Origin of the sequence: Rhizobium sp. BT-226, from assembly GCF_025847085.2 — a bacterium.
In the GTDB taxonomy this organism is placed as follows: Bacteria; Pseudomonadota; Alphaproteobacteria; order Rhizobiales; family Rhizobiaceae; genus Rhizobium; species Rhizobium sophorae.
Map to the genome: position 1 here is coordinate 178,857 of NZ_JAOYTI010000003.1, position 25,143 is coordinate 203,999.

Here is a 25,143-nt window from a genome sequence, read left to right on the forward strand (position 1 = left end):
AGTGACGGCGGTCCGCTTTCGAGACCGCCGCTAAAATAATCACGCCACGTCCGGCAAGCCGCCGATCAGCTTGTCAAGCGTCAGCGGATAGTGCCGAACCCTGACGCCGGTCGCGTTGTAGACGGCGTTAGCGATTGCTGCCGCGACGCCGCAAAGGCCAAGCTCGCCGACGCCTTTGGCCTTCATCGGTGAGGACATCGGATCGGTCTCGTCCATGAAGATCACCTCCTGGTGCGGAATGTCGGCATGCACCGCCACTTCGTAGCTGGCGAGATCGTGGTTGACGAAGAAGCCGCGGCGGGTGTCGACCGCCAATTCCTCGGATAGCGCGCCGCCGGCCCCCATCGTCATCGCGCCGATGACCTGGCTGCGGGCCGTAATCGGGTTGAGGATCCGACCTGCCGCGCAGACTGCGAGCATCCTGCGAATACGGCTTTCTCCCGTGGCAATGTCGACGCCAACCTCCACGAAGTGCGCGCCGAATGTCGATTGCTGATGCGTCTCGGTAAGCTCACCCCACTTGATGGTGTCCTCGCCGACGAGACCATCCGGACCGGCAGCCTCGGCAAGAGGCACCGAACGATTGCCCGAGCGGACCTCGCCATTCTCGAAGACGATGTCTTCGGAGTTGAAGCCGAGCTTCTTGGCGATGGCCTCACGCAGCTTGACACAGGCTGCATAGACACCGGACGTGGAAGAGTTCGCACCGAACTGTCCGCCGGAACCCGCAGAAACCGGAAAACGCGAGTCGCCGAGTTGGACGGCGACCTTGTCGATCGTCACTCCCATCATCTCGGCGGCCGTCTGGGCGATGATCGTGTAGCTGCCCGTCCCGATGTCGGTCATGTCGGTTTCGACAGTCACGACGCCTTCCCGGTCGAGCTTTACCCGTGCGCCGGAGGGAAGGACGAGGTTGTTGCGGAAGGCAACGGCGACGCCCATGCCGACCAGCCAGCTGCCATCCCGTCTGGAACCCGGCTTTCCTCTTTCACGCCAGCCAAACCGCTCCGCACCGAGCGTCAGGCACCCGACGAGATTGCGCTGGGAAAAAGGCCGCTGCGGCTTCTCCGGATCGACCTGCGTGTCGTTGACGATCCGAAACTGCACAGGATCGATCCCAACTTTTTCGGCAATCTCGTCGATGGCGATTTCGAGCGCCATCAGTCCGGGGGCTTCGCCCGGAGCGCGCATGGCATTGCCCTCCGGGAGATGAAGCGTCGCCAGCCGCATCGCGGTCATCCGGTTTGCACCGGCATAGAGAAGCCGCGTCTGGTTGACGGCGGTCTCCAGTCCGCCGCCCGGAAGGTCGCCGGACCAGCTTTCGTGCGCAATGGCGGTGATCTTGCCGTCACGCTCGGCTCCAATACGAATCCGCTGGATCGTCGCCGGCCGGTGGGTGGTGTTGTTCATCATGAACGGTCGCGGCAAGGCGACCTTGACGGGCCGTTTGACCGCACGCGCGCCGAGAACGGCCAGCACGGCATCCGCCCGCAGGAACAACTTGCCGCCGAAGCCGCCGCCGATGAAGGGCGACATGAGATGGATCTTCTCCTTGTCGATGTCGAGCGTCGTCGCAAGGTCGGACCGCCACCAGTCGATCATCTGGCTTGAGGTCCAGACGGTCACCTCGTCGCCGTTCCAGGCAGCGATCGATGCGTGCGGTTCCATCATCGCATGCGACTGGTCGGGCGTCGTGTAAGATGCGTCAACAGTGACGGGAGCTGACCTGAAGGCAGAATCGAAGTCGCCGACCGCGGTATCGGGCTGCTGCGATTCATCCGGCTTGACGGCCGAATCCTTTGCCTGGCCGAGGTCGAATGCACCCTTTTCTTCGGCATAGTCGACCTTGACCAGGGAGGCTGCGGCGCGTGCCTGCTCGAAGGTCTCGGCGACGACGACCGCGATTGCCTGGTGATAGTGCTGAACCTCGTCGCCACCGAAAAGCTTGGCGGTGTTGAACCTGCCCTTCTTCCGCTCGCCGATGTCGAGCGTCGTCACAACGGCAAGCACACCTGCAGCCTTTTTGGCGGCGGAAACGTCCATGGACGTGATGCGGCCCTTGGCGATGGCCGCGCCGACGGGATAACCATAGGCGTAGGACATGTTCGGATCGTGCCATTCATAGGCGTACATCGCGCGGCCGGTCGTCTTGAGCTGGCCGTCGATGCGGTGGATCGGCTGGCCGACGACCTTCAGATTGTCTATCGGGTTGGTTGTCGCTGGCGTATCGAACTGCATGGCTCAACCCCTTGCTTCGGCAATGACCGCGCCGAGCGTGCGCTCGACCAGTTCCACCTTGAAACGGTTCTGTTCGGTCGGACGGGCGCCGGCAAGAAGGACGCCCGCCGCCGCGCGCGCACCTTTCGGCAGTTCGGCTTCGGCTGCCTCGACGCGCCACGGCTTGTGGGCGACGCCGCCGACGGCGACCCGTCCTGTGCCGTCCGGCTGGATCACAGCTCCGACCGAGACGAGTGCGAAGGCGTAGGAGGCGCGGTCTCGGACCTTGCGATAGATGTGCTTGCCGCCAATCGGCGGCGGCAGCAGGACCGCCGTGATGAACTCGCCGCGCTCAAGAACGGTTTCGATGTGGGGCGTGTCGCCGGGCAACCGATGAAAGTCGGCGATCGCAATCGCGCGGCGACTGCCGTCGGCTTTGACCGTTTCCACAACAGCATCGAGCGCCCGCATGGCGATGGCCATGTCACTCGGATGCGTGGCGATGCAGCTCTCGCTTACCCCGACCACTGCATGCTGGCGGCTGAAGCCGCCGATGGCGGAACAGCCGCTGCCCGGCTGCCGCTTGTTGCACGGTTGGTTCGGGTCATAGAAATAAGGACAGCGCGTGCGCTGCAGGAGGTTGCCGGCCGTCGTCGCCTTGTTGCGCAGTTGCCCGGAGGCGCCCGCGACAAGCGCCCTGGAGATCAGGCCGTAGTCACGGCGAACGGTTTCATGAGCTGCAAGATCGGTATTGCGGACCAAGGCGCCGATGCGCAGCCCGCCCTCCGGCGTGGGTTCGATCTTGTCGAGGCCGAGACCGTTGACATCGATCAGATGCGCTGGCGTTTCGATCTCGAGCTTCATCAGGTCGAGGAGATTGGTGCCGCCGGCGATGAACTTGGTTTCAGGATTGGAGGCTGCCGCCTTGGCCGCGGCCTCGACGGATGAGGCGCGTTCGTAAGTGAAGGCTCTCATGCTTTTATCCCCGCGACTTCCGAAATGGCATCGACAATGTTGGAATAAGCGCCGCATCGACAGATATTGCCGCTCATGCGTTCGCGGATCTCGGCCGCAGTGACTGCCGCCTCAGCCGTAAGATCGCCGGTGACGTGGCTCGGTATGTTCGCCTTGATCTCTTCGAGCACCGCCACGGAGGAACAGATCTGTCCCGGCGTGCAGTAGCCGCATTGGAACCCGTCATGCTTGACGAAGGCCGTCTGCATCGGATGAAGGTTTCCTGGCTGGCCGAGGCCTTCGATCGTGGTGATTTGATCGCCTTCGTGCATGACCGCCAGCGTCAGGCAGGAATTGATGCGGTGGCCGTCGACAATGACGGTGCATGCACCGCATTGGCCGTGGTCGCATCCCTTTTTCGTGCCGGTCAGATGCAGGTGTTCGCGCAGTGCGTCGAGCAGCGACGTTCTATTGTCGACCTCGAGATCGCGTTTCTCACCGTTCACCGCGAAGGAAACTTTGGATGTATAGGCCATGTCATTTCCTGGGGACTGCGCCGCCGCGGGCGCGACGGCTCCGGTGACCGCAATCGTTGCGGCCGACGAGATAAGTAGATCTCGACGGGAAAGTTCCAGTTGTATCTGACTTGGCATGAACTGTTCCACCTTGCTCGTTGGACATAGGCGCGCGTCAACGCCGTCTGCTGAGGTAGTGCAACTCCACCTTCTGATTAGACCCTATCCGTTGCATACGGTTATCGATCTGGCTCATGAATTCCCCGAGCCGCGGTCGCGAGATGCCGCGAGCCACAACTTCGATGAAGTTGCCTCGGACTCGGAAAGCCAGCGGAGTAACGCCCGCCGATGCGCGCGAAAAAAAGCAGCGCCATGCGCAAAAAATGATGCTTTTCGGGCCCATCATTATTCCCTACTCCCTGTCGAAGCAGGTGACGAAAGGGGAAGACAGCATGCCCACGCCGTTTTACTGGAACGAGCTCAATACATATGATTTTGCCGGCCTCTCCCCCGAGACAACGATTGTTATTCTGCCCATCGCCTCGACGGAACAGCACGGCCCGCATCTGCCGATCGCAACGGATGTCGCCATCGCGACCGGCATGCTGGCGGAGCTGAAGAGGCAGCGGCCGGAGGATCTGGACATCCTGGTGCTGCCGACACAGGAGATCGGCAAGGCCAACGAACATATCTATGGGCCCGGCACGCTATCGCTCAGCGCCGAGCTGCTCATCCCCGTCTGGACGGCAATCGGCGCAAAGGTTGCCGAAGCTGGCTTGCGAAAAATGGTGATCGTCAATTCCCACGGCGGCAATGTCGACATCATGAGCATCGTCGCGCGTGAACTGCGCGTGCACCATCAAATGGCGGTGGTCTCCACGCAATGGGGCCGTTTCGGCCATCCGGAAGGCATGGTCAGCGATCACGAGAGCAAATACGGCATCCACGGCGGCGATGTCGAGACGTCGTTGATGCTGCACTTCCGCCCCGAGCTGGTGCGGATGGACAAGGCCCAAAACTTTGCCTCGAAGGCCGAAGGGATGCGGGAGCAATCCAAATTTCTTCAGCCTCTGCCGCCGCATTCGCTGGCCTGGATCGCGCATGACCTCAATCCCTTCGGCGTGGTCGGCGATGCCTCGATTGCCACTGCCGAAAAGGGCGAGGCGATCTGCCGCTATCAGGTCAGGGGGTTCGTCGAGCTGCTCCGGGACCTCAAGGCCTATCCGCTTTCGAATCTCTATGTGAAATAGGCTCAGCCGCGGGTTTCACATCCGCTGGGATATGACCCTTAGCCTGCAATTCCTGCACCAGGCCGAGCAGTTCGGCGAGCAGATATTCAACGAAAAGGCTGGTGGCTGCGTCGAGGGGCGCGCGGGCGCGGGCAAACAGTTTCATCTGCTGGTAACGCGCGTGCGGCTCGGCGATCGGCCGGAAGACGAGTTCACCACGCCGGCATTCGGTGATGACGTCGAGCGGATTGAGCAGCGTCAGCCCGGTGCCGCATTTGACGAGCTGTTTCAGCATCTCCGATGCATTGGTTTCCAGCACCGGCTCGACCGAGATGGGCAGGCGCGCAAAAGCAAGGTTGATCACTTCGCGCAGGCTGGTGCCCGGCTGCGCCAGAACCAGTTTTTCCTGAGTGACATCGGCGAGGTTGATCGGCCCGGGACCGATCAGGTGATGCCCCGGTGGCAGCACGACTCCGATCGGGATATCGAAGTTTCCGAGCGTGCGGATGCCGGGCATGGCTGGGATGTTGAAGCCGAGACCAATATCCACCTCGCCTGATACAACGGGGCTGGCCGTCGTGCCGCCGGTATCGTTGCGCAGTTGGACGAAGACGCGCGGATGCTCTGAAAGAAAGCGCGCGATGATTTCGGGCAGCGGCCCGGCGGCAAGCCCGACCGTCGTCACCATGCGCACCTTGCCCGCCTGCTGCATCTTGAGGCTGCGGATGCGCCCCTCCAGCCGCTCGTAGTTCTTCAGCACGTCCCGAATATGCTCGATGCAGAGTTCGCCGGCAGCCGTCAGCCGCAAGCCACGCGGCAGCCGCTCGAAAAGCGGCGCTCCGATTTCCTCCTCCAGCGCCAAAATCTGCCTGTTGACCGCCGACGACGCCACGTTGAGGCGCGCGGCCGCCTTGCGGATCGAACCGCAACGGGCGATCTCGTTGATGTAAAGAAGGCGTCTGGAGTGCAACATGATCTCTCCGATGCATAAATCTTGCGCAGGGCGCACAAATTATCTTCAGCTTTCCCAGAGATGCCGAAAAGGCATCAATGTGCACGAATTTTGATGCTTTTCAAAGCGCATGGCAATGGCTCAAATTCCCTCAAAAGGGAGCCGAGCAAGGCCTCCCTCGGCCACAAAAGGGGAACTGCCGACCATGTTGAAAGCACAGACGAAGACCCAATTCCTGAGCTGCTTCGGCCTCGCCTCGATGCTTGCCGCCGCCTCGCCGGCGCTTGCCCTCGACAAGGTGAGCTACGGGACGAACTGGCTTGCCCAGGCGGAACATGGCGGCTTCTACCAAGCCGTCGCCGACGGCACCTATGCGAAATACGGACTCGATGTCACCATCGTCCAAGGCGGCCCGAATGCTGCAAACAGCGCGCTCTTGATCTCCGGCAAGCTGGATTTCTACATGGGTGGTCCTCAGGGAGAGATATCCGCCGTCGAGCAGGGCATTCCGCTGGTCGATGTCGCCGCGATCTTCCAAAAGGATCCACAGGTACTGATCGCCCATCCGGACAATGGCGTCGACAAGTTCGAGGACCTCGCCAAGCTGAAAACGCTGTTCCTAAGCAAGGACGGCTACCTCACCTATTTCGAATGGATGAAGGCCAACTTCAAGGGCTTCAAGGACGAACAGTACAAGCCCTATAACTTCAGTCCCGCCCCCTTCCTCGCAGATAAGGACTCTGCCCAGCAGGGGTACCTGACCTCCGAACCCTATGAGATCCAGAAGCAGGCAGGCTTCGAGCCGAAGGTCTTCCTGCTCGCCGACAACGGCTATTCGCCCTATTCGACGATGATCACGACGACGCAGGCGATGATCGACGGCAAGTCCGACGTCGTGCAGCGCTTCGTCGATGCCTCGATCGAGGGCTGGTACAACTACCTTTACGGCGACAACGCCAAGGCGAACGCGCTGATCAAGAAGGACAATCCTGAAATAACGGACGGCCAGATCGCCTATTCGATCGCCAAGATGAAGGAATACGGCATCATCGAATCCGGCGACAGCCTCGACAAGGGCATCGGCTGCATCACTGACGCTCATTACAAGAAGTTCTTCGACGAGATGACGGCCATCAAGGTGTTCAAGGCCGATACCGACTACACCAAGGCCTTCACGACGAAGTTCGTCTGCAAGGGCACCGGAATGTCGCTGAAGAAATAAGCCTGCCAGGCGCGGTCCGCCGCCCGGTGGCGGACCGCATCCCTTTCGATAAATGAGCGAGAAAATGTCCCTAGCCGAAACCAAGGCGGCGCCTTCGAAAGAAACGAAAAAGCGGCCACTGGTCGTCATGCAGGCGGTTTCCAAGGTCTTTTCCAGCGGCACTGTCGCCCTTTCGAAGATGTCGCTCACCGTCGAAAGCGGCGAGTTCGTCAGCCTGCTCGGCCCTTCCGGCTGCGGCAAGTCGACGGCGCTGCGCATCATCGCCGGTCTCGGCGATGTCACCTCGGGAACGATCGACTGGCCGAGTTCGCGCATCAATTCCAGAGGTCTGCCGGAGGGCGATATCGGCTTTGTCTTCCAGGAGCCGACGTTGATGCCCTGGAAGAACGTGTTCGACAATGTCCATCTGCCACTGAGGTTGAGGCGCGTTTCGAAGGCAGCTGCGCATGATCAGATCATGGAAGTGCTGACCACCGTCGGCCTTCAGGATTTTGCCAAGGCCTATCCGCGCGAACTTTCCGGCGGCATGAAGATGCGCGTCTCGATCGCCCGTGCGCTGGTGACGAAGCCGAAGCTGCTGCTGATGGACGAGCCTTTCGCCGCGCTCGATGAGATCACCCGCCAGAAGCTCAACGACGACGTGCTGCGGCTGTGGAAGGCGACCGGCATTACGGTGATTTTCGTGACGCATTCGGTCTTCGAGTCCGCCTATCTCTCGAACCGCATCGTCGTGATGAAGGCGAGGCCCGGGCGCGTGCATGCCGACGTCCCGCTGATCACCAGCCTCGAACGCGACGCGCACTACCGCACCTCGGAAGAATACCGCAAGGCCTGCGAAACGGTATCGTATTCGCTGATCGGGGCGATCAATTCGGCAGGGGATCATTGATGAGTGACGAAACAGACACATCGCCGCTGCTCGTTAAGGGTACCGCAAGCGCAAGGCGCCGCAATCTTGCGCTGCGCATCGCCATCCCCTTTCTCGTCATCGCCCTGTTGATCCTTGTCTGGTACGCCTATGTGAAACTGTCCGGCGTGCCACCCTATATCCTGCCAGGACCGGCCGCTGTGGCAAACGCCTTCGTGACGGATTGGGGTACGCTCGCCCCTGCCCTCTGGGTCACGACCAAGATCACCTTCATGTCGCTGATGCTGGCGCTTGTCGGCGGCGTCGGCTTTGCGATCTTTCTCGTGCAGTCGCGCTGGGTCGAGCTTGCCTTCTATCCGCTCGCCGTCATCCTGCAGGTGACGCCGATCGTGGCGATCTCGCCGCTGATCCTGATCTACGCTCCCTCCACGCAGGTCGCGCTGCTGATCTGCGCCTTCCTCGTCGCATTCTTCCCGATCCTGTCGAACATGGTGCAGGGCCTGAAGAGCGTCGACCATAACCTCATCAATCTCTTCGAGCTCTATGGCGCCTCGCGCTGGCAGACGCTGATCCATCTGAAGATCCCGGCAGCCCAGCCATACTTCATGACCGGTCTTCGCATCGGCGGCGGGCTTGCGCTGATCGCTGCCGTCGTCGCCGAATTTGCCGCGGGCTCGGCCGGCGCCGGCTCCGGCCTCGCCTTCCGCCTGCTCGAAGCGCAGTACCGGATGAACATCCCGCGGCTCTTCGCGGCGCTGTTGATGCTCTCCATGCTCGGCGTAGCGATCTTCGGCCTCACCACCCTCATTGCCTGGCTGAGCCTTCATCGCTGGCATGAAAGCAGCATCAAACGGGAAAACTGATGACCTATTCCTTCATATCCCCGCCAAATGCGGCCCGCTTCGTGCTGAGCAACGCGACAGTGCCCGCCATCACCGTCGAGCCTATCGACGTGCCGGTCACGGAAGGGTTGGCCACGGTCGATATTGTCATCAGCGACGGCATGATTGCCGCCATCCGGCCGGCCGGCGCCGCACCCGCCGATTATGCCAGGATCGATCTCAAGGACGGCATGGTCTGGCCGTGTTTTGCCGATATCCATACCCATCTCGACAAAGGCCATATCTGGCCGCGCCAGGCCAATCCCGACGGTAGCTTCATGGGCGCACTCGATGCCGTCAGGGCAGACCGGGAAGCCAACTGGTCGGCCGCAGACGTCAAACGGCGCATGGAATTCTCGCTGCGTTCCGCCTATGCCCATGGCACCAGCCTGATCCGCACGCACCTGGATTCGCTTGCACCCCAGCATCGCATCTCCTTCGAGGTCTTTGCCGAAATCCGGGATGCCTGGAAGGACAGGATCGCGCTGCAGGCGGTCGCCCTCTTCCCGCTGGATGCCATGGCAGACAGCATCTTCTTTGCCGATCTCGTCACGGTCATCCGGCAGAACGGCGGCCTGCTTGGCGGTGTCACCCGGATGGGGCCGGAGCTTGTCTGGCAGCTCGACACGCTCTTCAGGACTGCCGCGGAGCATGGCCTGGATGTCGACCTGCATGTCGACGAGACGGATGATCGAGGCGCCGAGACGCTGAAGGCAATTGCCGAGGCTGTGCTGCGCAACGGGTTCGAAGGCAAGGTGACGGCCGGCCATTGCTGCTCGCTCGCCCGCCAGGACGAAGACACAGCCGCGCGCACCGTCGAATTGGTCGCCAAGGCAGGCATCGCGGTCATCGCGCTGCCGATGTGCAACATGTATCTGCAGGATCGCTATCCCGGCCGCACCCCGCGCTGGCGCGGCGTCACCCTGTTCAAGGAACTGGCCGGCGCCGGCGTCGCGACCGCGGTCGCATCCGACAATACCCGTGACCCCTTCTATGCCTATGGTGATCTCGATCCGGTGGAGGTCTTCCGTGAGGCCGTGCGGATTCTGCATCTCGACCATCCGCTCGATACCGCCGCCCGCGTCGTCACCACCTCGCCCGCTGCCATCGTCGGACGGCCGGACAAGGGTCGTATCGCCGCCGGCGATCCGGCCGATCTCGTGCTCTTCAGCGCGCGGCGCTGGAGTGAATTCCTGTCCCGTCCTCAGGCTGACCGCGTGGTGCTTCGCCGCGGCAAGGTGATCGACCGCAGCCTGCCGGATTACCGTGAACTCGATAGCGTCGTTGGAGCCTGACATGGCCGATTATCAGAAGATCAAAAAGGAACTCGAAGGCATCGCCGTTGAGGACAATCCGGCGCTGGTGCGCCAGAAGAGCCGGGATTTCTATTGGTACTCGCCGATTCTCAAGGCGCAGCTCGACAATGTGACGGCCGATCTCGTCGTCACGCCGAAGACCGAGGACGAGGTCATTCGGACGCTGAAGGTCGCCTATGCCCATGGCGTGCCGATCACGCCGCGCGGCGCCGGCACCGGCAATTACGGCCAGGCCATGCCGCTTTCCGGCGGCATCGTGCTGAATCTTGCCGCCATGGACAAGATCAAGGAGATCCACCCTGGCCGCGTCATCTGCGAACCGGGTATCGTGCTTGCCCAGCTCGACAAGCAGACCAAGGCCCATTCCGGCCAGGAACTGCGCTTCCACCCCTCCACCGCCCAGATGGCGACGGTCGGCGGTTTCATCGCCGGGGGTTCGGGCGGCGTCGGCTCGATCACCTGGGGCGGTTTGCGCGACCTCGGCAATATATTGCGACTGCGCGTCGTCACCATGGAAGCCGAACCGCGCGTGCTCGAACTCACCGGCTGGGATCTGCAGAAGGTGAGCCACGCCTATGGCACCAACGGCATCATCACCGAGATCGAGATGCCGCTTGCACCTGCCTATGACTGGGTCGACGTGCTCGTCGGCTATGATGACTTCATGGAAGCGGTGCGCTTCTCCGACGCGCTGGCGAAATGCAACGGCATCCTCGTCAAAGAGATCGCGCCGATCGCCGCTCCCATTCCTTACGACTATTTCACCCGCCACAAGCCCTACATCCGCCAGGGCCAGTCGATCGTCGTGCTGATGATCGCGCCTCACTCCCTGGATGCCTTTCTCGCCTTCGCGGCGGCGCAGAAGGGCGAGATCATGTTCCGCTCCGACAAGGTGGAAAGCATGCGCGGCATCCCGCATGCCTATGAGCTTGCCTGGAACCACACGACATTGCGTGCGCTGAAGGTCGACCCGAGCTTCACCTATCTGCAGGTGCAATATCCCGGACCCGATCATGTCGCCAAAGTCCGCAAGATGGTGGAAATCTTCGGTGACGAAGTGCCTGGTCATCTCGAATTCATCAAATTCGACGGCCAGATCCAGTGCTCCGGCCTGCCGCTGGTGCGCTATACCACCGAAGAGCGGCTGGAGGAGATCATCAAGATCCACCAGGACAATGGATGCCCGATCTTCAACCCGCACCGCTATACGCTTGAAGAAGGCGGCATGAAGCGCACCGACACGGTTCAGCTCGCCTTCAAGCAGGAAACCGATCCGAAGGGCCTGCTCAATCCCGGCAAGATGATCGCGTGGGAAAATCCCGATTTCGATTTCAACGCCGGCAAGAACTATCTCTTCCCTGGTCTCGCGGCCCTGATGGAGGCTTCATGAGGGTTCTCGTCCTCCACTCTCACCCGGTCGAGGAAAGTTACGGCAAGGCGCTTTACCGGCAAACCGTCGAGAGCCTGCAGAAGGCCGGGCATATGGTGGACGCCTGCGACCTCTATGCAGAGCAGTTCGATCCGGTGCTCTCGCGCCACGACCGCCTCGTCTATCACGACTATCCGGAAAACCTGAAGCTGGTGGGATCGTATGTCGAAAGGTTGAAGGCGGCCGAGGGGCTGGTGATCTGCTCCCCGATCTGGAACTTCGGCTTTCCGGCGATCCTGAAGGGATATTTCGACCGCGTATGGCTGCCGGGCGTTTCCTTCGAACTGGTCAACGGCAAGGTGGAATCGCGGCTGCGCCACATCCGCAAGCTCGCAGCCGTCCTGACTTATGGCGCAACGCCCTTCCGGGCGTTTGCCGCCGGCAACCCGCCGAAGAAAATCGTCAAGCGCGTGCTGAGGGCGCAGATCAATCCGGTGAGGCCGGTGACGTTCCTCGCCCATTACGACATGAACAATTGCACGCCGGAGACGCGGGCAAAATTCCTCGCCCGTGTCGGAGGAGCAATGGAGCGCTTTTAAAAGATCTTCGCAGCCGTCACCTCGACCTCGACGAGGAATTCCGGGCGCGTAAAGCCGCCGACGATGATCAAGGTGGAAACCGGCTTCGGATCGAGCGTATAGCGATCCCGCACGGCCATATAGGCCGGGAAATCCTCACGGCGGGTGACGAACCCCGAAATGCGGATCACATCGGCAAAACTCATCTCCGCCTCTTCGAGGATCGCCTTGATCGCCTCGAAGCACAGTTCCGCCTGAGCAGTGATATCGCTCGGAACAATATCGTCCAGACCGATACCAAGCTGGCCCGACGTGACCAGCAGCGATGCCCCGGGCGGCGCCAGCAGGCCGTGATTGTAATTTCCAAAAGGCCGGCGCACCGAGGGCGGATTGAAGGTCTTCTTCATCGATTTGAAATTTCCCATAGATCTGCAATGCCGACCCTACAAGATGCAGCGGAATATGAGAATATCGCGTTGCCCATGCTGTCTTGCGACAAAAGGCAGGATGACCGCCTTGAAAGGAAATGAACCGGCGACCCTCCCGGTCCCTGCGCGACCGCCGTCCTAAGCCACTGGGAAAGCAAACTTTTGAGGCGTAAGCCTATTTATGGAGCTTAGTCGTTAGGCTCGCGCGGCATGTCGACGGATCGCTTCAAGTCGATACCGACCAGCCGGAGAAACCAAGCGAGCAACCGAGACTACATTCCGGTTTGAAGTGAGGCGCAGGTGGATGGACAAACACGGCTTGGTCGGAAGGATCGCAAGGAGCGTCTGTTCCCATCCCTCTGGCGAAACCGCTCTTATGGAATATTCGTTTCTGGCACCCCGCGCGGCCTCTAGGAGATAAGAAGTAGGCGTGCGCTCCGTGAAATCCTGCGCGAGGTAAGCAGGAACGGCGCTCGGAAGTACGAAGCGATCTTCCAACTGCACCGGAACGTTGTCTTTGTGATGCAGGATCACGGAATGAAAAACTGTGGAGCCGACCTCAACCCCGAGTTCATTGCCAATCTCGAAACTGGCTGGATTTTCAGACAATGTGATAACATTGGCCGTATGAATTTTCCCACGCTGGCGAATATCTTCAGCAATATCGAGCATATCGAAGACCGCCGGGAAGCATTTTGGTTTGGCTACGAACGAACCGATTCCGGGTATCCGCCGCAGTACGCCTTCGCTGGCAAGTTCGTACAGCGCGCGCTCAGCGGTGGTCTTGCTGACTCCATACGATACCACGAGTTGATTTTCGGACGGCACACGGTGGTGTGGCGGCCATTTTCCGGTACGGATGCAGGCAAGAATAAATTGTTTAACGTCCTTGTAGGTTCGTAACCTTCCTGCCGGAGTTGGACCGCTTATGTGGTTATCCTGCCCGCGCGGCGTCTCCACGGCTTACCGTCCCTTGAACTGCGGCCGTTCCTTTGCGGCAAAGGCACGCATCCCCTCCGCCCGGTCGTCGCTTGCCGCAATCAATGCGGACAGCGAACGCTCGTAACGAATGCCCGCGGACAGCGGAGTCTCGAAACTTTCGAGAACAGCGGCCTTGGCCATGGTGACTGCGATGGGGGCAGCTTGAGCGATACGCTCGGCGATCGCGCAGGCTAGATCGTCCACCGTCTCGCCATCGACGGCGATGCTGCTGATCAGACCGCAGGCCCTTGCCTCTTCCGCGTCGAGCTTTCGCCCCGCCAGGACCATCTCCATCGCCATAGACTTGCCGACGGCGCGCACGAGGCGCTGGGTTCCGCCGGCGCCGGGTATGGTGCCGATCGCGGTTTCCGGAAGGCCGAGCACCGCCGTGCAATCGGCGACGACGATGTCGCAGATCAGCGCCAGCTCAAGACCGCCGCCAAGGGCATAGCTCGAGATCGCAGCGATGAGCGGCTTGGTGATGGCCGCCACTTCGTCCCATTTCTCGCTGAAGCCGCTGGTATAAAGCTCGATGGGACTGGCGGCGGAAAGCGATCCGATATCGGCGCCGGCGGCAAAGCCGCGCTCGCTGCCGCTGATGACGATCGCCCGTATCGCCGGATCCGCCTGACAGTCGCGAAGCGCATCGACAAGCCCGGTCAGCATCTCGCTATTGAGCGCGTTTCGCTTGGCCGGACGGTCGAGGATGACGCGCGCGAAGCCGCTTTGCTTCTCGGTTTTGACGAGAGATGATGTCATGGCTTGCGCCTTTCCGTCAGCAGGCGGACGGTATCGTCGCGGCGCGCGATTGCAGCCGCGATCTCTTCAGCCGTCCAGTCGTAAAAGCCGCGACCACTCTTCGTTCCGAAAGCACCCTCCTCGCATAGGCGGCTCACCAGGGAGGGTATGGCTTCGTTGCGGTCCAGTGCCGGCATCAGAATACTCGACACTTTCTCGACTGTGTCGAGACCGGCCAGATCCATCAGCCGCAGCGGCCCCGCCGCAGACCAGCGCGGCGCAAGCGTCGTTTCGACCGCCCGGTCGACATCCTCAATCGAGGCGGCACCCACTTCGACGAGATGAAGTGCTTCTCGCAGGATCGCATATTGCAGCCGGTTGACGACGAAGCCCGCTATATCGGTCTTCACCTCGATCACTTCCTTGCCGATATCGGCGCAGAGTTCGCGGGCGCGTTGGACGACCTCATCCGAGGTTTTCTCGCCGCGCACGATTTCGACAAGCGGCATGACGGCCGGCGGATTGAACCAGTGAATGCCGACAACCCGCTCCGGTCGGGCAAGCCCCGCCGCGATCAGGGTGATCGGAACGCTGGAAGTATTCGTCGTCAAAAGGCAATCGACCGGCGCCATGGCTTCGATCTCGCCGAAGACGCGCTGCTTCAGCGTAACGTCTTCCGCGAGATTCTCACTGACGATGCCGGCGCCGGCAACGCAATCCTCCATCGAGGTCGTGTACGTGACCGCCGCTTCGCCAGCGATGGCGACGATCCGGCTCCGCGCCTTGTCAAGCGTCTCCGTGCTGCGGGAATAAATGGCGACGGGATAGCCTTTTGCTGCAAATACGCCGGCGATGCCGGCACCCATCGTGCCCGCACCGAGGACGGCGACCTTTGGCCGGGTGCGGTTCTTGTGATTGATGTCCTGCGCCATGGTCAGATGACTCCCCGCAACCTGAGATTTTCGATATCGGGGCCAGCCAGCCCCAACTCATCGCTCAAGACTGCATCAGTATGTTGACCCAAGGTCGGCGCGGCATAATCTCTGCCCGAGGCAATGCCGCTGAAACGGACCGGCTGGGGCATAACCTGAAATTCACCGGCATTGCGATGCTGCACGGTATGCAATAGCTGGCGGTGCTGCGCATGCGGCGTAGCGAGCGCCTGGGCGAGATCATAGATCGGTGCGGCCGGGACGCCCGCCTCATCGAGCAGCTGCGTCACCTCCTCCGTCGAGCGGCTGCGCGTCCAAGCCTCGATGAGGGCTCGCAGCTCCTCCTGATGGCCCTGCCGATCCGGATCCGTCTTGAAGCGGGGATCCGCGGTCAGGCCCGGATTGCCGAGCGCGCGCGCCAGTCGGGCAAAGAGCGCATCGTTGGCAACGGCGATGACCACATAGCCATCGGTCGCCTGATAGGAATCCATCGGCGCACTGATCGGATGTGCGTTGCCGACGCGGCCGGGAGCGCCCTTGCCGCCTGTGATCTGTGACAGCGAGACCATTTGCAGGGACATGATGGAATCGAGCATGGCGACATCGACATGCTGACCCTTGCCGGTCCGATCGCGCTGAAACAGCGCCGCAAGCGCGCCCCAGGAGCCGTAGATGCCGGCAACAACATCGCCGATCGCATCGCCCACGCGGGTCGGCGGCCCATCCGGCCAGCCGGTGACGGTCATGATGCCGCCCATCGCCTGGACGACATGATCGTAGGCGGCACGGTGGGCAAGCGGCCCGTCCTGGCCGAAGCCGGAAATACTGACATAGATGAGGCGCGGATTGAGCGCTTTTACGGCCTCGTAGTCGATGCCCAAACGCGCTGTGACGCCCGGCCGGAAATTTTCGACGAGAATATCGGCCTGCTTGATCAGTCCGAGCAGCAGTTCGCGGCCCTCATCCGATTTCAGATCGAGCGTAACGCTCTTCTTGCCGCGATTGACCTGCATGAAATAGCTGCTCTCGCCGGCGATATGCGGAGAGAAGGCGCGGGAATCGTCGCCATGATCGGGGATTTCGATTTTAGTCACCGTCGCGCCGAGATCGCCGAGCATGGCGGAGCACAGAGGCCCCGCAAGCACGCGCGCCAGATCCAGCACCTTTATTCCATCGAGCGGCCGCACGGCCCGCATTGCTTCGGTCACGGAAGTCTCCAAGCTATTAAACGTTGACTGCGAGGGCACGGTCGACGGCCCCAGCGATAGTGCCGTTGTCGATAAGGTCGCGGACGGCCTGCAATTCCGGATACATGGCGCGGTCGCTGTCGCGCGGCGGAACGACCTGCCGGATCGCGTCATAGGCAGCACCCGTGCCCCTGCCAGGCCGCAAAGGCCGGTGAAATTCCAGCCCCTGGGCGGCACAGATGAGCTCGATCGTCAGGATATCTGCGAGATTGTCGGCCGCTGTGCGCGCCTGCATTGCGGCGGAGACGCCCATGCTCACATGGTCCTCCTGGTTGGCGCAGGTGGTCACCGTATGGACCGAAGCCGGCGCCGCAAGGCTGCGATTGTCGCCGGCAATGGCAGCGGCCGCATAAGGCGGGATCATGAAGCCGGAATTGGCGCCGCTCGCGCCCATGAGGAAAGGCGGCAGCTCGCTGATATGGCCATTGGTCAGGCGGTCCGATCTTGCCTGCGACATGGTGCTCACATGCGCGATTGCGATCGCCAGCACATCCAGCGCGAGCGCCGTCGGCGCGCCATGGCCGTTGCCGCCGGGCAAAGGCACGAGCTCCTCGTCTTCGATGACGAAAACGGGGTTGTCGGTCACGGAGTTGATCTCAATGGTCAGGACATCACGGCAATAGGCGAGCGCGTCGCGCACACCGCCATGAACCTGCGGAATGCAGCGCAGGCTGAGCGCATCCTGAAGGCGATGATCGCGGTGCTTCGCCAGTACCTGGCTATCCGACAACAGGCTTCGCAGCCGGCTCGCCGTCTCGGCCTGTCCGGGATGCGGCCGCATCCGCTGAAGGCGCTCGTCATAGCCCCGGCTGTTGCCTTTCATCGCTTCCAGGCTCATGGCGCCAGCGACATCGGCAATCGCCACCAACTGCTCAGCCTGATGGACGGCGAGTGCGCCGATGCCGGTAATTTCATAGGTGCCGCTGATCAGCGCATGTCCTTCGCGCGGACCGGGCGCTTTGATGGCAATGCCGGCGCGGGTCATCGCCTCGCGTCCCGAAAGCAGCTCGCCTTCGTACCAGGCGCGTCCCTCGCCGAAAATGACGAGACCGATATGCGAGGTGGCGATCAGATAGCCGACCGAACCTTTTGCAGGCGACCAGGGGATGACGCCGCGATTGAGCATCTCGCTCATGGTCTGCACCAGCCCGGCGCTGACGCCGCTGCAACCCTGCAAGAGCGCCTTGATCATCGTCGCCATGATGGCGCGCACGGCTGGCGGATCAAGCGGCGTGCCCATGCCGCTCGCGTGGCTGAGCAGCATATTGAGCTGCGTACGGGAAATATCCTCGGGCTGAAGCTTCACGGTGTAGAGGTCGCCGACTCCCGTCGTCAGGCCATATATCGGCCTGTTTGCCTCAATGGCTTGGAGCAGAAGAGTCTGAACTTTGCGCATGCCGTCTACTGCATCGGGGCAAAGGGTTACTCTTGCTCCGGCGGCGATGTCCGCGATATCCTGGATCGTGGTCGGCGACGCGCCGAGCCGAACGGTCGCGGAGCTCTGTGAACGTTTGTTGCTGTGCGGCATTTCCGGTTTCCTTGGGCGGACGCCGGCTTTCCCCGTCTGGAGACAAGCGGCATCTCTACTTCCCTCTGTCCAGGTGCCGGCGGCCGAACACGGGCTCGGCCGCCGTGATATCGATTAGTTCAGCTTGTTCTTCGCCAACCAGTCGCCGGCAACGGTGTCGAAGCTTTCCTGATTGGCGAGGCGGCCGTTCATCTCGATCAGATCCTCGGTCGTCAGCGCGGCGGAGACGGCGTTGAGCGTCGCGGTGACCTTGTCGCTGACCTTGCTGGTGGCGATGATCGGCAGGATGTTCTGCGCCGGGAACAGGTTCTTCGTATCCTTCAGCGCGACGAGCTTGCTCGCCTTCATCGCCGGATCGGTCGAGGTCATGTCAGCGGCATGAACCTGACCGTTGATCAGAGCCGAAAGGGTCAGCGGACCGGCCACGTCAAGGGTTTTGAAATCCTTGAATACCAGGCCATAGACGTCCTTCAGACCGACGACGCCTTCCTTGCGGGTCTTCCATTCCGGCGGACCGCCGAGGATGAATTCGCCGGCGACCGGCTTCAGATCCTCGATCGATGTCAGGGAGTATTTCTTGGCGGTCTCCTCGGTGACGGCAAGCACGTCCGAATCCTGGGCATCGGATGCGGTCAGCATCGACACGCCCTTCGGCAGCACCTTGCCGAGCGCCTCGACGACATCCTTCGGGGCATGCGCGGTCGCGCTCTTGTCGAGGTAGCTCAGCGTCGCGCCGGCATATTCGGGAAGAAGATCGATCGAGCCGTCGAGCAGCGCCGGCATGTAGACTTCACGGCTGCCGATATTGAGCTTCGTGTCCACCTTCATGCCCTTGGCAGCGAGCGCCAGGGCATAGATCTTGGCAAGAAGCTGGCTTTCCGGGAAGTCCGCGGATCCGATGATGATCGTATCCACATCCGAGCGTGGCGTGCTCGAGGACAAGGGGTCTTCAGCCCGCGCGAGCGGAGCGACCGCAAGAAGGGCAGAAATGGCAATAGCGCCGATTGCAAGCATGTTTCGCTTTATCATCATCGTTCTTCCTAGCTGTTCCGTTGTTTTTCGTTTGCAAGCTGGCGCCGGATGGCGACGCCTTTCACAGTCCGGCGCGTCAAGCCGGGCGAGACTGCGATCCTGGATGCGAGGCCGAAGAACAGGTCGACGATCAGGGCGAGAACACCCACGAGAACGGCGCCAGCGGCCATCTGCATGTAGTCGTTTTGGGCGCGGCCATCGATGATGAGCCGGCCGAGGCCACCAAGCGAGACATAGGCAGCGATTGTCGCTGTCGAAATCACCTGCAAGGCCGCACTGCGGAAGCCCGAAAAGATCAGCGGCAATGCACAGGGAAACTCGACGGTGAGCAGCAAGGCGAGTGGTCTGTATCCCATGCCTCGGGCCGCATCGACGGCCGCCGGATCCACCGAGGTGATCCCGGAATAGGCGCCCATCATGATCGGCGGCACCGCAATCAGCACCAGGACAGCGATGCTTGGCACCAGATAGGCCAGGTCCGTTTTGAAATAGGGTCCGACGAGGATGACGAGCAGGACGATCAGGCCGAGGCTCGGCAAGGCGCGCGTGGCGTTCGCAAGCCCGGCGATCAGGAATGTCCCCTTGCCGGTATGCCCGACATAGAGGCCGGCAGGCAGGCCGATGAGCGCCGCGATGAAAAGAGAGATGAAACTGTATTCCAGATGCTGGGCGAGAAGGTTCGGGATGCCCTCCGAACCGTGCCACTGCGCTGGGTTGAGAAACCATTCGATCATCAGCTCACACCTTTCTCGGCCGCCAGGGCGTCAGCCAACGATTGAGCAGGATCACCAGACCGTCGAGGACGACGGCAAGCAACAGGCAAAGCACGATGCCGGCGATCAGCGGCGTGACGAACCGAAGCTGAAGACCTTGCGTGAACAGCAGCCCGAGCTGCGGCGTCCCGATCAATGCCGCGACGGAGACGATGCTGACATTGGACACGAGCGCGACGCGCAGGCCCGCCGCGATGACAGGCACGGCAATGGGTAACTCGACCATGAAAAACCGCTGGAAAGACCGGTATCCCATGGCGGTGGCTGCTTGCAGCGTATCCGGGGGCACGGCGCCAAGGCCGTCGCTGACGGTGCGGACAAGCAGGGCCAGGGAATAGACCGTCAGCGCCACGACGACGTTGAGCGGATCGAGGATTTTCGTGTGCAGCACCAGAGGCAGAAGAACGAAGAGCGCCAGCGACGGGATGGTGTAGAGCAGGCCCGCGACCCCTAGGATCGCTGACTTGAACAGCCCGCTCTTATGCGCCAGCCATCCGAGCGGCAGCGAAAGAATGAGGGCGGCGATGACGGGAATGACAGAAAGGCCGACATGCCACCAGAACAGGTTGGCAATGTTCCCGGACTCACGCAGCAGCCAGTCAAACCGCATGGTCCACTCCCTTCACCGGAGCCGCCGGGTCTTCCGATCCGTCGAGCAGCGCAACCAGATCCGCAACCCCGATGGAGCCCATCAGCTGGCCCTTGTCGTCGACGACGACACCGCGGCGGCTGGGCGAGCTCAAAGCCGCGTCGAGAAGCTGTCGCAGCGACCCATCAGCCGAGGCGAGCGTGCCGCTGAGATTGAGGTCGCCCATCCGGATTGGCCCCTGCAGGCTGGCCGGTTCCGTCCAGCCAAGCGGCTCTCCGCGCTCGTTGGTCACCAGCAGCCACCGATCCTTGGTGGCGCCTCGCGCCACTTCCGGCGCGTCGCCGAGGCGCCCGGTCGGCTCGGTCTTGACAGCCAGCCGTCCATTGGCGCCGACGAAACCCAGGAAACGATAGCCTCGGTCGCGGCCGACGAAATTGGCGACGAAGGCATCGGCCGGTTTCGTCAGCAGCTCCTGCGGCGTCGCGATCTGCGCGAGCTCGCCGCCGACTCGCAGGACGGCGACCTGGTCGCCAAGCTTCAGCGCCTCGTCGATATCATGGGTGACCATGATGATGGTCTTGCCCATCTCTCGCTGAAGACGCAGGAATTCGTCCTGTAGCTGCGTCCGGACGATGGGATCGACCGCGCTGAAGGGCTCATCCATCAGCATGAATTTGGGATTGGAGGCGAGCGCGCGCGCCACGCCGACGCGCTGCTGCTGGCCGCCCGAAAGCTGCCAGGGATAACGATCCGCAAAGCTTTCCGAGAGACCGACACGCTCGAGCAGCTCCAGCGCGATCGCGCGGGCCTGCTTCTTCGGCGTGCCGTTCAGGCGGGCGGTTGTCGCGACATTGTCGATGATCGTCCGGTGCGGGAAGAGACCGGCATGCTGAATGACATAGCCGATCCGCCGCCGAAGCAGCGCCTCATCCATCCGCGATGTCGGCTCGTCGCCCAGCCGGATCGTGCCGGAGCTCGGAGCCACGAGACGATTGATCATGCGCAGCGATGTCGTCTTGCCGCATCCGGACGGCCCGACAAGCACCGTCAATTTACCGGTCGGCGCCGTGAACGACAGTTCGTTCACCGCCACAACATCGCCGTGATAGCGCTTCGTCACATTTTCGAAAGTGATCAACCTAGCTCACCATACATATATGTACCTGTATATATAGGTTACACAAAAGCGAGGGGCGCGCAACCGGGCAAGGCCAGTTTTTAGCCTTTATGCCGCACTGCACATAAAATGTGCGATTGGAGGAGGGGCCGTTTAAAGACGCGCCAGACGCTGCATCAAATGCGCCACCACGAACGCTAGGTCTCTCCCGGTCGATGCGCCAATGCTCGGATTTGGATGGCCAACAGCGCTCGTTTCAAGATCAAAGCTGCCGTCTTCGCGCCGGTCATCAGCGGCTATCTTGAGTGATGAAAGTATGGCGGGTCCCCGGATGGATGAAACGTGTGAATGTTGTGACATCATCACCGACCCAAGTCTTTCTCGTGACAACAAGGCAAGGATCACTCTCGTTGAGTTCGAGAAGCTGTGCTTCTCTGGCGGTTGGAAGGACGGCCTGAATTTCGTTCTCCGTGCGCGTTGGAAGCGCGATCGACTGGAGATAATCTGTCGTGGAATAACTGGTGAAGTTCTGGTTGAGATAGCCGGGAGCGAAGCCAGGAGATACAAATCGGTCTTCTAGCTGCACCGGGCTGCCGTTTGCACAGTAGACGATAAGCGAGTGGAAGACGGGAACGCGAGCTCTTGTTCCCATTCGCTGCGCAATGTCGGGCGGGACACTTGTCTGCTCGACGGCGTGCACGCGAATCGATAGAACTTCTCCGCGGTTTCGTATGTCGTCCGCAATGTTGTGCAACAACACGAAAGTAGACGAAGCCCTGGGCGGAGCAACAAACGTTCCAACGCCGGCAATCCTCTGCAGCACACCGCTGACGGTCAGCTCACGCAGCGCGCGATTGGCGGTCAATCGAGATGATCCCAACTCGGCGGCAAGCTGGTTTTCGCTTGGTATTTTCGCGCCGGGGCGGAATGTGCCATCCGCGATTCTTTCTAGCACATGGAGTTTGATTTGTTCGTATAAAGGCTGCGGCTGCGAGAGCATGCAATCTCCATGTAAAAATTCAAGGCGAGCGCTTACGCCAGCGAGTTCTTTTCTTTTTCGCTGACATTGCGAACTTATAGCACGTGAACTTGTATAGGCGATGGCTCTTGGAGAATGACCCAATGACGACCGCCCCTCGATTGTTGAAGGCTAGCCTTGGGTGGAACGTGTGGATTCATGGCCCAGCCATAGCGAAGTCACGGTGCTGTCTACGCAGGAAACCGACATGCTCGTGTCGGTTCGGCGCTTAAATTGCCAAGCAGGCAGCCTTTTGTGAATACCGCTTCTCTGAATGCCTCTATCCGCTCATCGAAATAAGCTTCCAGTTTGACGGGGCGCGACATCTTGATCGCACAGAAGTCACGCAACTTGCCCTCGTTGCGATCGAAATAGGCCTCCATCACTTCCGCCCCAAAAGCCTCCTTGCTTGCGAAGTGATTGTAGAAAGAAGCTTTCGGCACGGCTGCGCCATCCAGATTCCCTGGATGCCTGTAGCGGCATAACCATCGACATGGATCATTCGCACCTCACGCCTTGAACGATGGTACGTCGCGGCGAGATGATGCTGCCGCTCTGATAAATTACGACGAATGATGGATGACGGTCGTCCAGGCGCTAGTTCAACATCTTCAGTACCTGATCTGACGTCAGCCGCGTTTCATCTTTGCGTCACGCGCCGCGAAGCGACCAAGTGGATTGGCCTGTTGCCTTCAAAGGCCGGTCCGCTGCGCTGCCTGTCCGCAGCACTTTTGTCGCCGTCCAATTGAAACTGGTTGACCAGATCCCGCAGGCGGCCTGCCTCGGAGGACAGTGAGGCAACGGCAGCCGTCGACTGCTCGACCATCGCCGCATTTTGCTGGGTCGCTTGGTCCATTTGATTGACGGCCGTATTGATCTCGGCAAGTCCAGTCGACTGCTCGCGCGCCGATGTGGCAATCGCATCCATGAGTTGGTTGATCTGGACGACGTACTCACCGATCGACTTCAGCGACGTTCCGGTTTCGAGAACCAGTTTCACGCCATTTTCGACGTCAGTTGACGATTTTTGAATAAAGCCCTTGATCTCCTTGGCCGCTTGAGCGGCGCGCTGGGCAAGCTCACGGACTTCCTGGGCGACGACGGCAAAACCTTTGCCAGCCTCACCCGCACGGGCAGCCTCAACGCCGGCATTCAGTGCCAAGAGGTTTGTCTGGAAGGCGATTTCATCAATTGCACTAATGATGTTCGAAATCTGCTGTGAACTGTCCTCGATGCGGCGCATCGCCCCTTCCGCCTCCGAGACGACCTTTGCCGATCGCTGGGCGCTGATATCGGCTTCTTTGGCGACATTGCGCGCCTCGTCGGTGCGTTTGGTCGCCATCGTCACATTCGACGTGATCTCGTCCAGGGCTGCGGCCGTCTCCTCGAGGGAGGCGGCTTGTTGTTCGGTACGTTTGGAAAGATCCTGCGCGGCAGATGCAATTTCACCCGTACCATTGTCGATGCTGTGCACCGTCTCGAGCACGGCGCCGATCGTCGCGCCCAATTGCCGGAGCGAAGCGTTGAAGTCTTCGCGCAAGACTTCGTATTCGGCCGCAAATTGCTCCGAAAGCTGGAAGGATATGTCGCCTGATGCAAGCCGCCGGAGACCTTCGCCCAATGTCGTGGTCGCGAAGCGCAACTGTTCCGCCTCGCGTTCGGCGCGCTGCTGGGCTGCGGCACGCGCTGCCTCGGTCTCGCTGCGGGATTCGGCGGCTTCCTTTTCGAGCCTGACGACGTTGAGGGCATTCTGACGAAAGATTTCAACCGCACCGGCCATTTCGCCGACTTCGTCGGCGCGACCGGCATAAGGAATATCACTGTCAAGATCGCCATCCGACAAACGCCTCATGGCGGAGGCGATGCTTCGGATTGGATTGGCGATACCCGATATCGCAAATAAGATGCCGGCTACGGCAAGAAGCACGGCCAGTGCTGCGATCATGGCCGTCAGCGTGAAAGCGGATTGCGCGGAAGCACCGCTTGCGGCCACAAAGCCTTCGGCCTGGCCGAGAATGAAAGCGACAAGGTCCGCCACCGCCTTGTTGACCAGTTCTGCTTGTGGCTCCATCTTTTCCTTGAAGAGGCGGATTGCTTCAGGCGTCTTCCCATCATTTTCAAGCGCGATCATTTGTTCTGCCAGCGCGCGATATTTGGCGAGTTCCGGCTTCATCTGATTGATCAGTTGGCGTCCACGCTCCGTACGAACGCTTTTTTCGTATTCGCCAACAACCGTGTCCAGCGCAACGCCTGCGGCGTCGATCTGTTGCTGTCCGACATTCCGCTCCTGCGCTGTATCCTCCAGGAGGTACTGGGCATAGACCAATTTCAGGTCGAGGAAGTCATCCTTGATCTCGCGAGCCGTCACAAGCCGCTGCATCCAGAAGGTCCCGATCTGCTCGGTATTGGCGCGAAGTGTCGAAATCGTGCTCAACGAGACATAGGACAGGCTAACCATGAACAGAGTGATGATCGACAGCTTAAAGATCAGGGCTTGCTTGATGCTCGGGCGCTTCATGCGGGTCTCCTCGAAGGTACCTGGGACGACCGGCGTGCCGGCTGATATAAGATCTCGCACCGGATTCCATAATTTAGTATTAACTAAACAATGTTCCCGCCGCATTTGCGATGATCTTCTGAGTTGACCAATACTTCCGCG

General features: G+C 61.0%; 24 protein-coding genes. 7 read left to right on the plus strand and 17 right to left on the minus strand.

The window, feature by feature from the left end:
- Positions 1-39: 39 nt before the first annotated feature.
- The 3 genes from paoC to paoA are packed head-to-tail and all read right to left on the minus strand — an operon-like array spanning position 40 to position 3,836.
- Complete coding sequence (gene paoC / locus OIU37_RS20370) at positions 40-2,238, minus strand: aldehyde oxidoreductase molybdenum-binding subunit PaoC (RefSeq protein ID WP_171603222.1); 2,199 nt, start codon at positions 2,236-2,238, stop codon at positions 40-42.
- Positions 2,239-2,241: 3 nt separating this feature from the next.
- The gene (locus tag OIU37_RS20375; RefSeq protein WP_171603223.1) at positions 2,242-3,192 is read right to left on the minus strand and encodes a xanthine dehydrogenase family protein subunit M; all 951 of its coding nucleotides are present in this window, start codon (positions 3,190-3,192) and stop codon (positions 2,242-2,244) included.
- Positions 3,189-3,836, minus strand: coding sequence for an aldehyde dehydrogenase iron-sulfur subunit PaoA (gene paoA / locus OIU37_RS20380; RefSeq protein WP_171603224.1), 648 nt, complete (start codon positions 3,834-3,836; stop codon positions 3,189-3,191). Before paoA ends, OIU37_RS20375 begins: the two co-directional genes overlap by 4 nt.
- Before the next feature lie 233 nt (positions 3,837-4,069).
- Here paoA and OIU37_RS20385 point away from each other — a divergent pair, with 233 nt between their 5' ends.
- Entirely contained in the window at positions 4,070-4,936 is an 867-nt protein-coding gene (locus OIU37_RS20385; protein WP_180695880.1) for a creatininase family protein, read from the plus strand.
- On the opposite strand, the gene OIU37_RS20390 is transcribed toward OIU37_RS20385, so the two are convergent.
- Entirely contained in the window at positions 4,899-5,888 is a 990-nt protein-coding gene (locus OIU37_RS20390) for a LysR family transcriptional regulator (protein WP_168308971.1), read from the minus strand. The genes OIU37_RS20385 and OIU37_RS20390 overlap by 38 nt on opposite strands.
- 184 nt (positions 5,889-6,072) lie before the next feature.
- Here OIU37_RS20390 and OIU37_RS20395 point away from each other — a divergent pair, with 184 nt between their 5' ends.
- The 6 genes from OIU37_RS20395 to OIU37_RS20420 all read left to right on the plus strand — a co-directional run bounded on the left by OIU37_RS20395 (position 6,073) and on the right by OIU37_RS20420 (position 12,122).
- Positions 6,073-7,089, plus strand: a complete 1,017-nt coding sequence (locus OIU37_RS20395) for an ABC transporter substrate-binding protein (RefSeq protein ID WP_171603226.1) — start codon at positions 6,073-6,075, stop codon at positions 7,087-7,089.
- 64 nt (positions 7,090-7,153) lie between these two features.
- Entirely contained in the window at positions 7,154-7,978 is an 825-nt protein-coding gene (locus OIU37_RS20400) for an ABC transporter ATP-binding protein (protein ID WP_180695879.1), read from the plus strand.
- Positions 7,978-8,820, plus strand: a complete 843-nt coding sequence (locus tag OIU37_RS20405) for an ABC transporter permease (RefSeq protein ID WP_180695878.1) — start codon at positions 7,978-7,980, stop codon at positions 8,818-8,820. The genes OIU37_RS20400 and OIU37_RS20405 overlap by 1 nt, the downstream gene beginning before the upstream one ends.
- A complete protein-coding gene (locus OIU37_RS20410; protein ID WP_180695877.1) occupies positions 8,820-10,133 on the plus strand; it encodes a cytosine deaminase in 1,314 nt (437 codons plus the stop codon). Before OIU37_RS20405 ends, OIU37_RS20410 begins: the two co-directional genes overlap by 1 nt.
- A 1-nt stretch (position 10,134) precedes the next feature.
- Complete coding sequence (locus tag OIU37_RS20415; protein WP_180695876.1) at positions 10,135-11,544, plus strand: FAD-binding oxidoreductase; 1,410 nt, start codon at positions 10,135-10,137, stop codon at positions 11,542-11,544.
- On the plus strand, positions 11,541-12,122 hold the full coding sequence (locus OIU37_RS20420; protein ID WP_180695875.1) for an NAD(P)H-dependent oxidoreductase: 582 nt from the start codon (positions 11,541-11,543) through the stop codon (positions 12,120-12,122). Before OIU37_RS20415 ends, OIU37_RS20420 begins: the two co-directional genes overlap by 4 nt.
- On the opposite strand, the gene OIU37_RS20425 is transcribed toward OIU37_RS20420, so the two are convergent.
- From OIU37_RS20425 to OIU37_RS20485, 13 genes are all read right to left on the minus strand, one after another.
- Positions 12,119-12,508, minus strand: coding sequence for a RidA family protein (locus OIU37_RS20425; protein WP_180695874.1), 390 nt, complete (start codon positions 12,506-12,508; stop codon positions 12,119-12,121). The genes OIU37_RS20420 and OIU37_RS20425 overlap by 4 nt on opposite strands.
- A gap of 216 nt (positions 12,509-12,724) precedes the next feature.
- Positions 12,725-13,459, minus strand: a complete 735-nt coding sequence (locus OIU37_RS20430) for a UTRA domain-containing protein (RefSeq protein ID WP_171603894.1) — start codon at positions 13,457-13,459, stop codon at positions 12,725-12,727.
- A 33-nt stretch (positions 13,460-13,492) separates the two neighbouring features.
- Positions 13,493-14,269, minus strand: a complete 777-nt coding sequence (locus OIU37_RS20435) for an enoyl-CoA hydratase-related protein (RefSeq protein ID WP_180695873.1) — start codon at positions 14,267-14,269, stop codon at positions 13,493-13,495.
- A complete protein-coding gene (locus OIU37_RS20440; protein WP_182207891.1) occupies positions 14,266-15,180 on the minus strand; it encodes a 3-hydroxyacyl-CoA dehydrogenase family protein in 915 nt (304 codons plus the stop codon). The genes OIU37_RS20435 and OIU37_RS20440 overlap by 4 nt, the downstream gene beginning before the upstream one ends.
- A 2-nt stretch (positions 15,181-15,182) precedes the next feature.
- Positions 15,183-16,388 carry a CaiB/BaiF CoA-transferase family protein gene (locus OIU37_RS20445; protein WP_264258553.1) on the minus strand — a complete coding sequence of 402 codons (1,206 nt, stop codon included), beginning with the start codon at positions 16,386-16,388 and terminating at the stop codon, positions 15,183-15,185.
- A gap of 16 nt (positions 16,389-16,404) precedes the next feature.
- Positions 16,405-17,955, minus strand: a complete 1,551-nt coding sequence (gene hutH / locus OIU37_RS20450) for a histidine ammonia-lyase (protein ID WP_180695871.1) — start codon at positions 17,953-17,955, stop codon at positions 16,405-16,407.
- A gap of 114 nt (positions 17,956-18,069) precedes the next feature.
- The gene (locus OIU37_RS20455) at positions 18,070-18,987 is read right to left on the minus strand and encodes an ABC transporter substrate-binding protein (RefSeq protein WP_244956174.1); all 918 of its coding nucleotides are present in this window, start codon (positions 18,985-18,987) and stop codon (positions 18,070-18,072) included.
- 8 nt (positions 18,988-18,995) lie between these two features.
- Positions 18,996-19,721 (minus strand): ABC transporter permease, encoded by a 726-nt coding sequence (locus tag OIU37_RS20460; RefSeq protein ID WP_128404971.1) that lies wholly within the window; start codon positions 19,719-19,721, stop codon positions 18,996-18,998.
- Between the two features lie 4 nt (positions 19,722-19,725).
- Complete coding sequence (locus tag OIU37_RS20465; RefSeq protein ID WP_180695870.1) at positions 19,726-20,370, minus strand: ABC transporter permease; 645 nt, start codon at positions 20,368-20,370, stop codon at positions 19,726-19,728.
- Positions 20,360-21,487: an ABC transporter ATP-binding protein gene (locus OIU37_RS20470; RefSeq protein WP_180695869.1), complete on the minus strand. Its 1,128-nt coding sequence runs from the start codon at positions 21,485-21,487 to the stop codon at positions 20,360-20,362. The genes OIU37_RS20465 and OIU37_RS20470 overlap by 11 nt, the downstream gene beginning before the upstream one ends.
- A gap of 268 nt (positions 21,488-21,755) precedes the next feature.
- Complete coding sequence (locus OIU37_RS20475; RefSeq protein ID WP_171603240.1) at positions 21,756-22,466, minus strand: UTRA domain-containing protein; 711 nt, start codon at positions 22,464-22,466, stop codon at positions 21,756-21,758.
- Positions 22,467-22,675: 209 nt separating this feature from the next.
- Complete coding sequence (locus OIU37_RS20480) at positions 22,676-22,927, minus strand: TetR/AcrR family transcriptional regulator (RefSeq protein ID WP_180695868.1); 252 nt, start codon at positions 22,925-22,927, stop codon at positions 22,676-22,678.
- 197 nt (positions 22,928-23,124) lie between these two features.
- A complete protein-coding gene (locus tag OIU37_RS20485; RefSeq protein WP_180696160.1) occupies positions 23,125-25,002 on the minus strand; it encodes a methyl-accepting chemotaxis protein in 1,878 nt (625 codons plus the stop codon).
- Between the last annotated feature and the right edge of the window lie 141 nt (positions 25,003-25,143).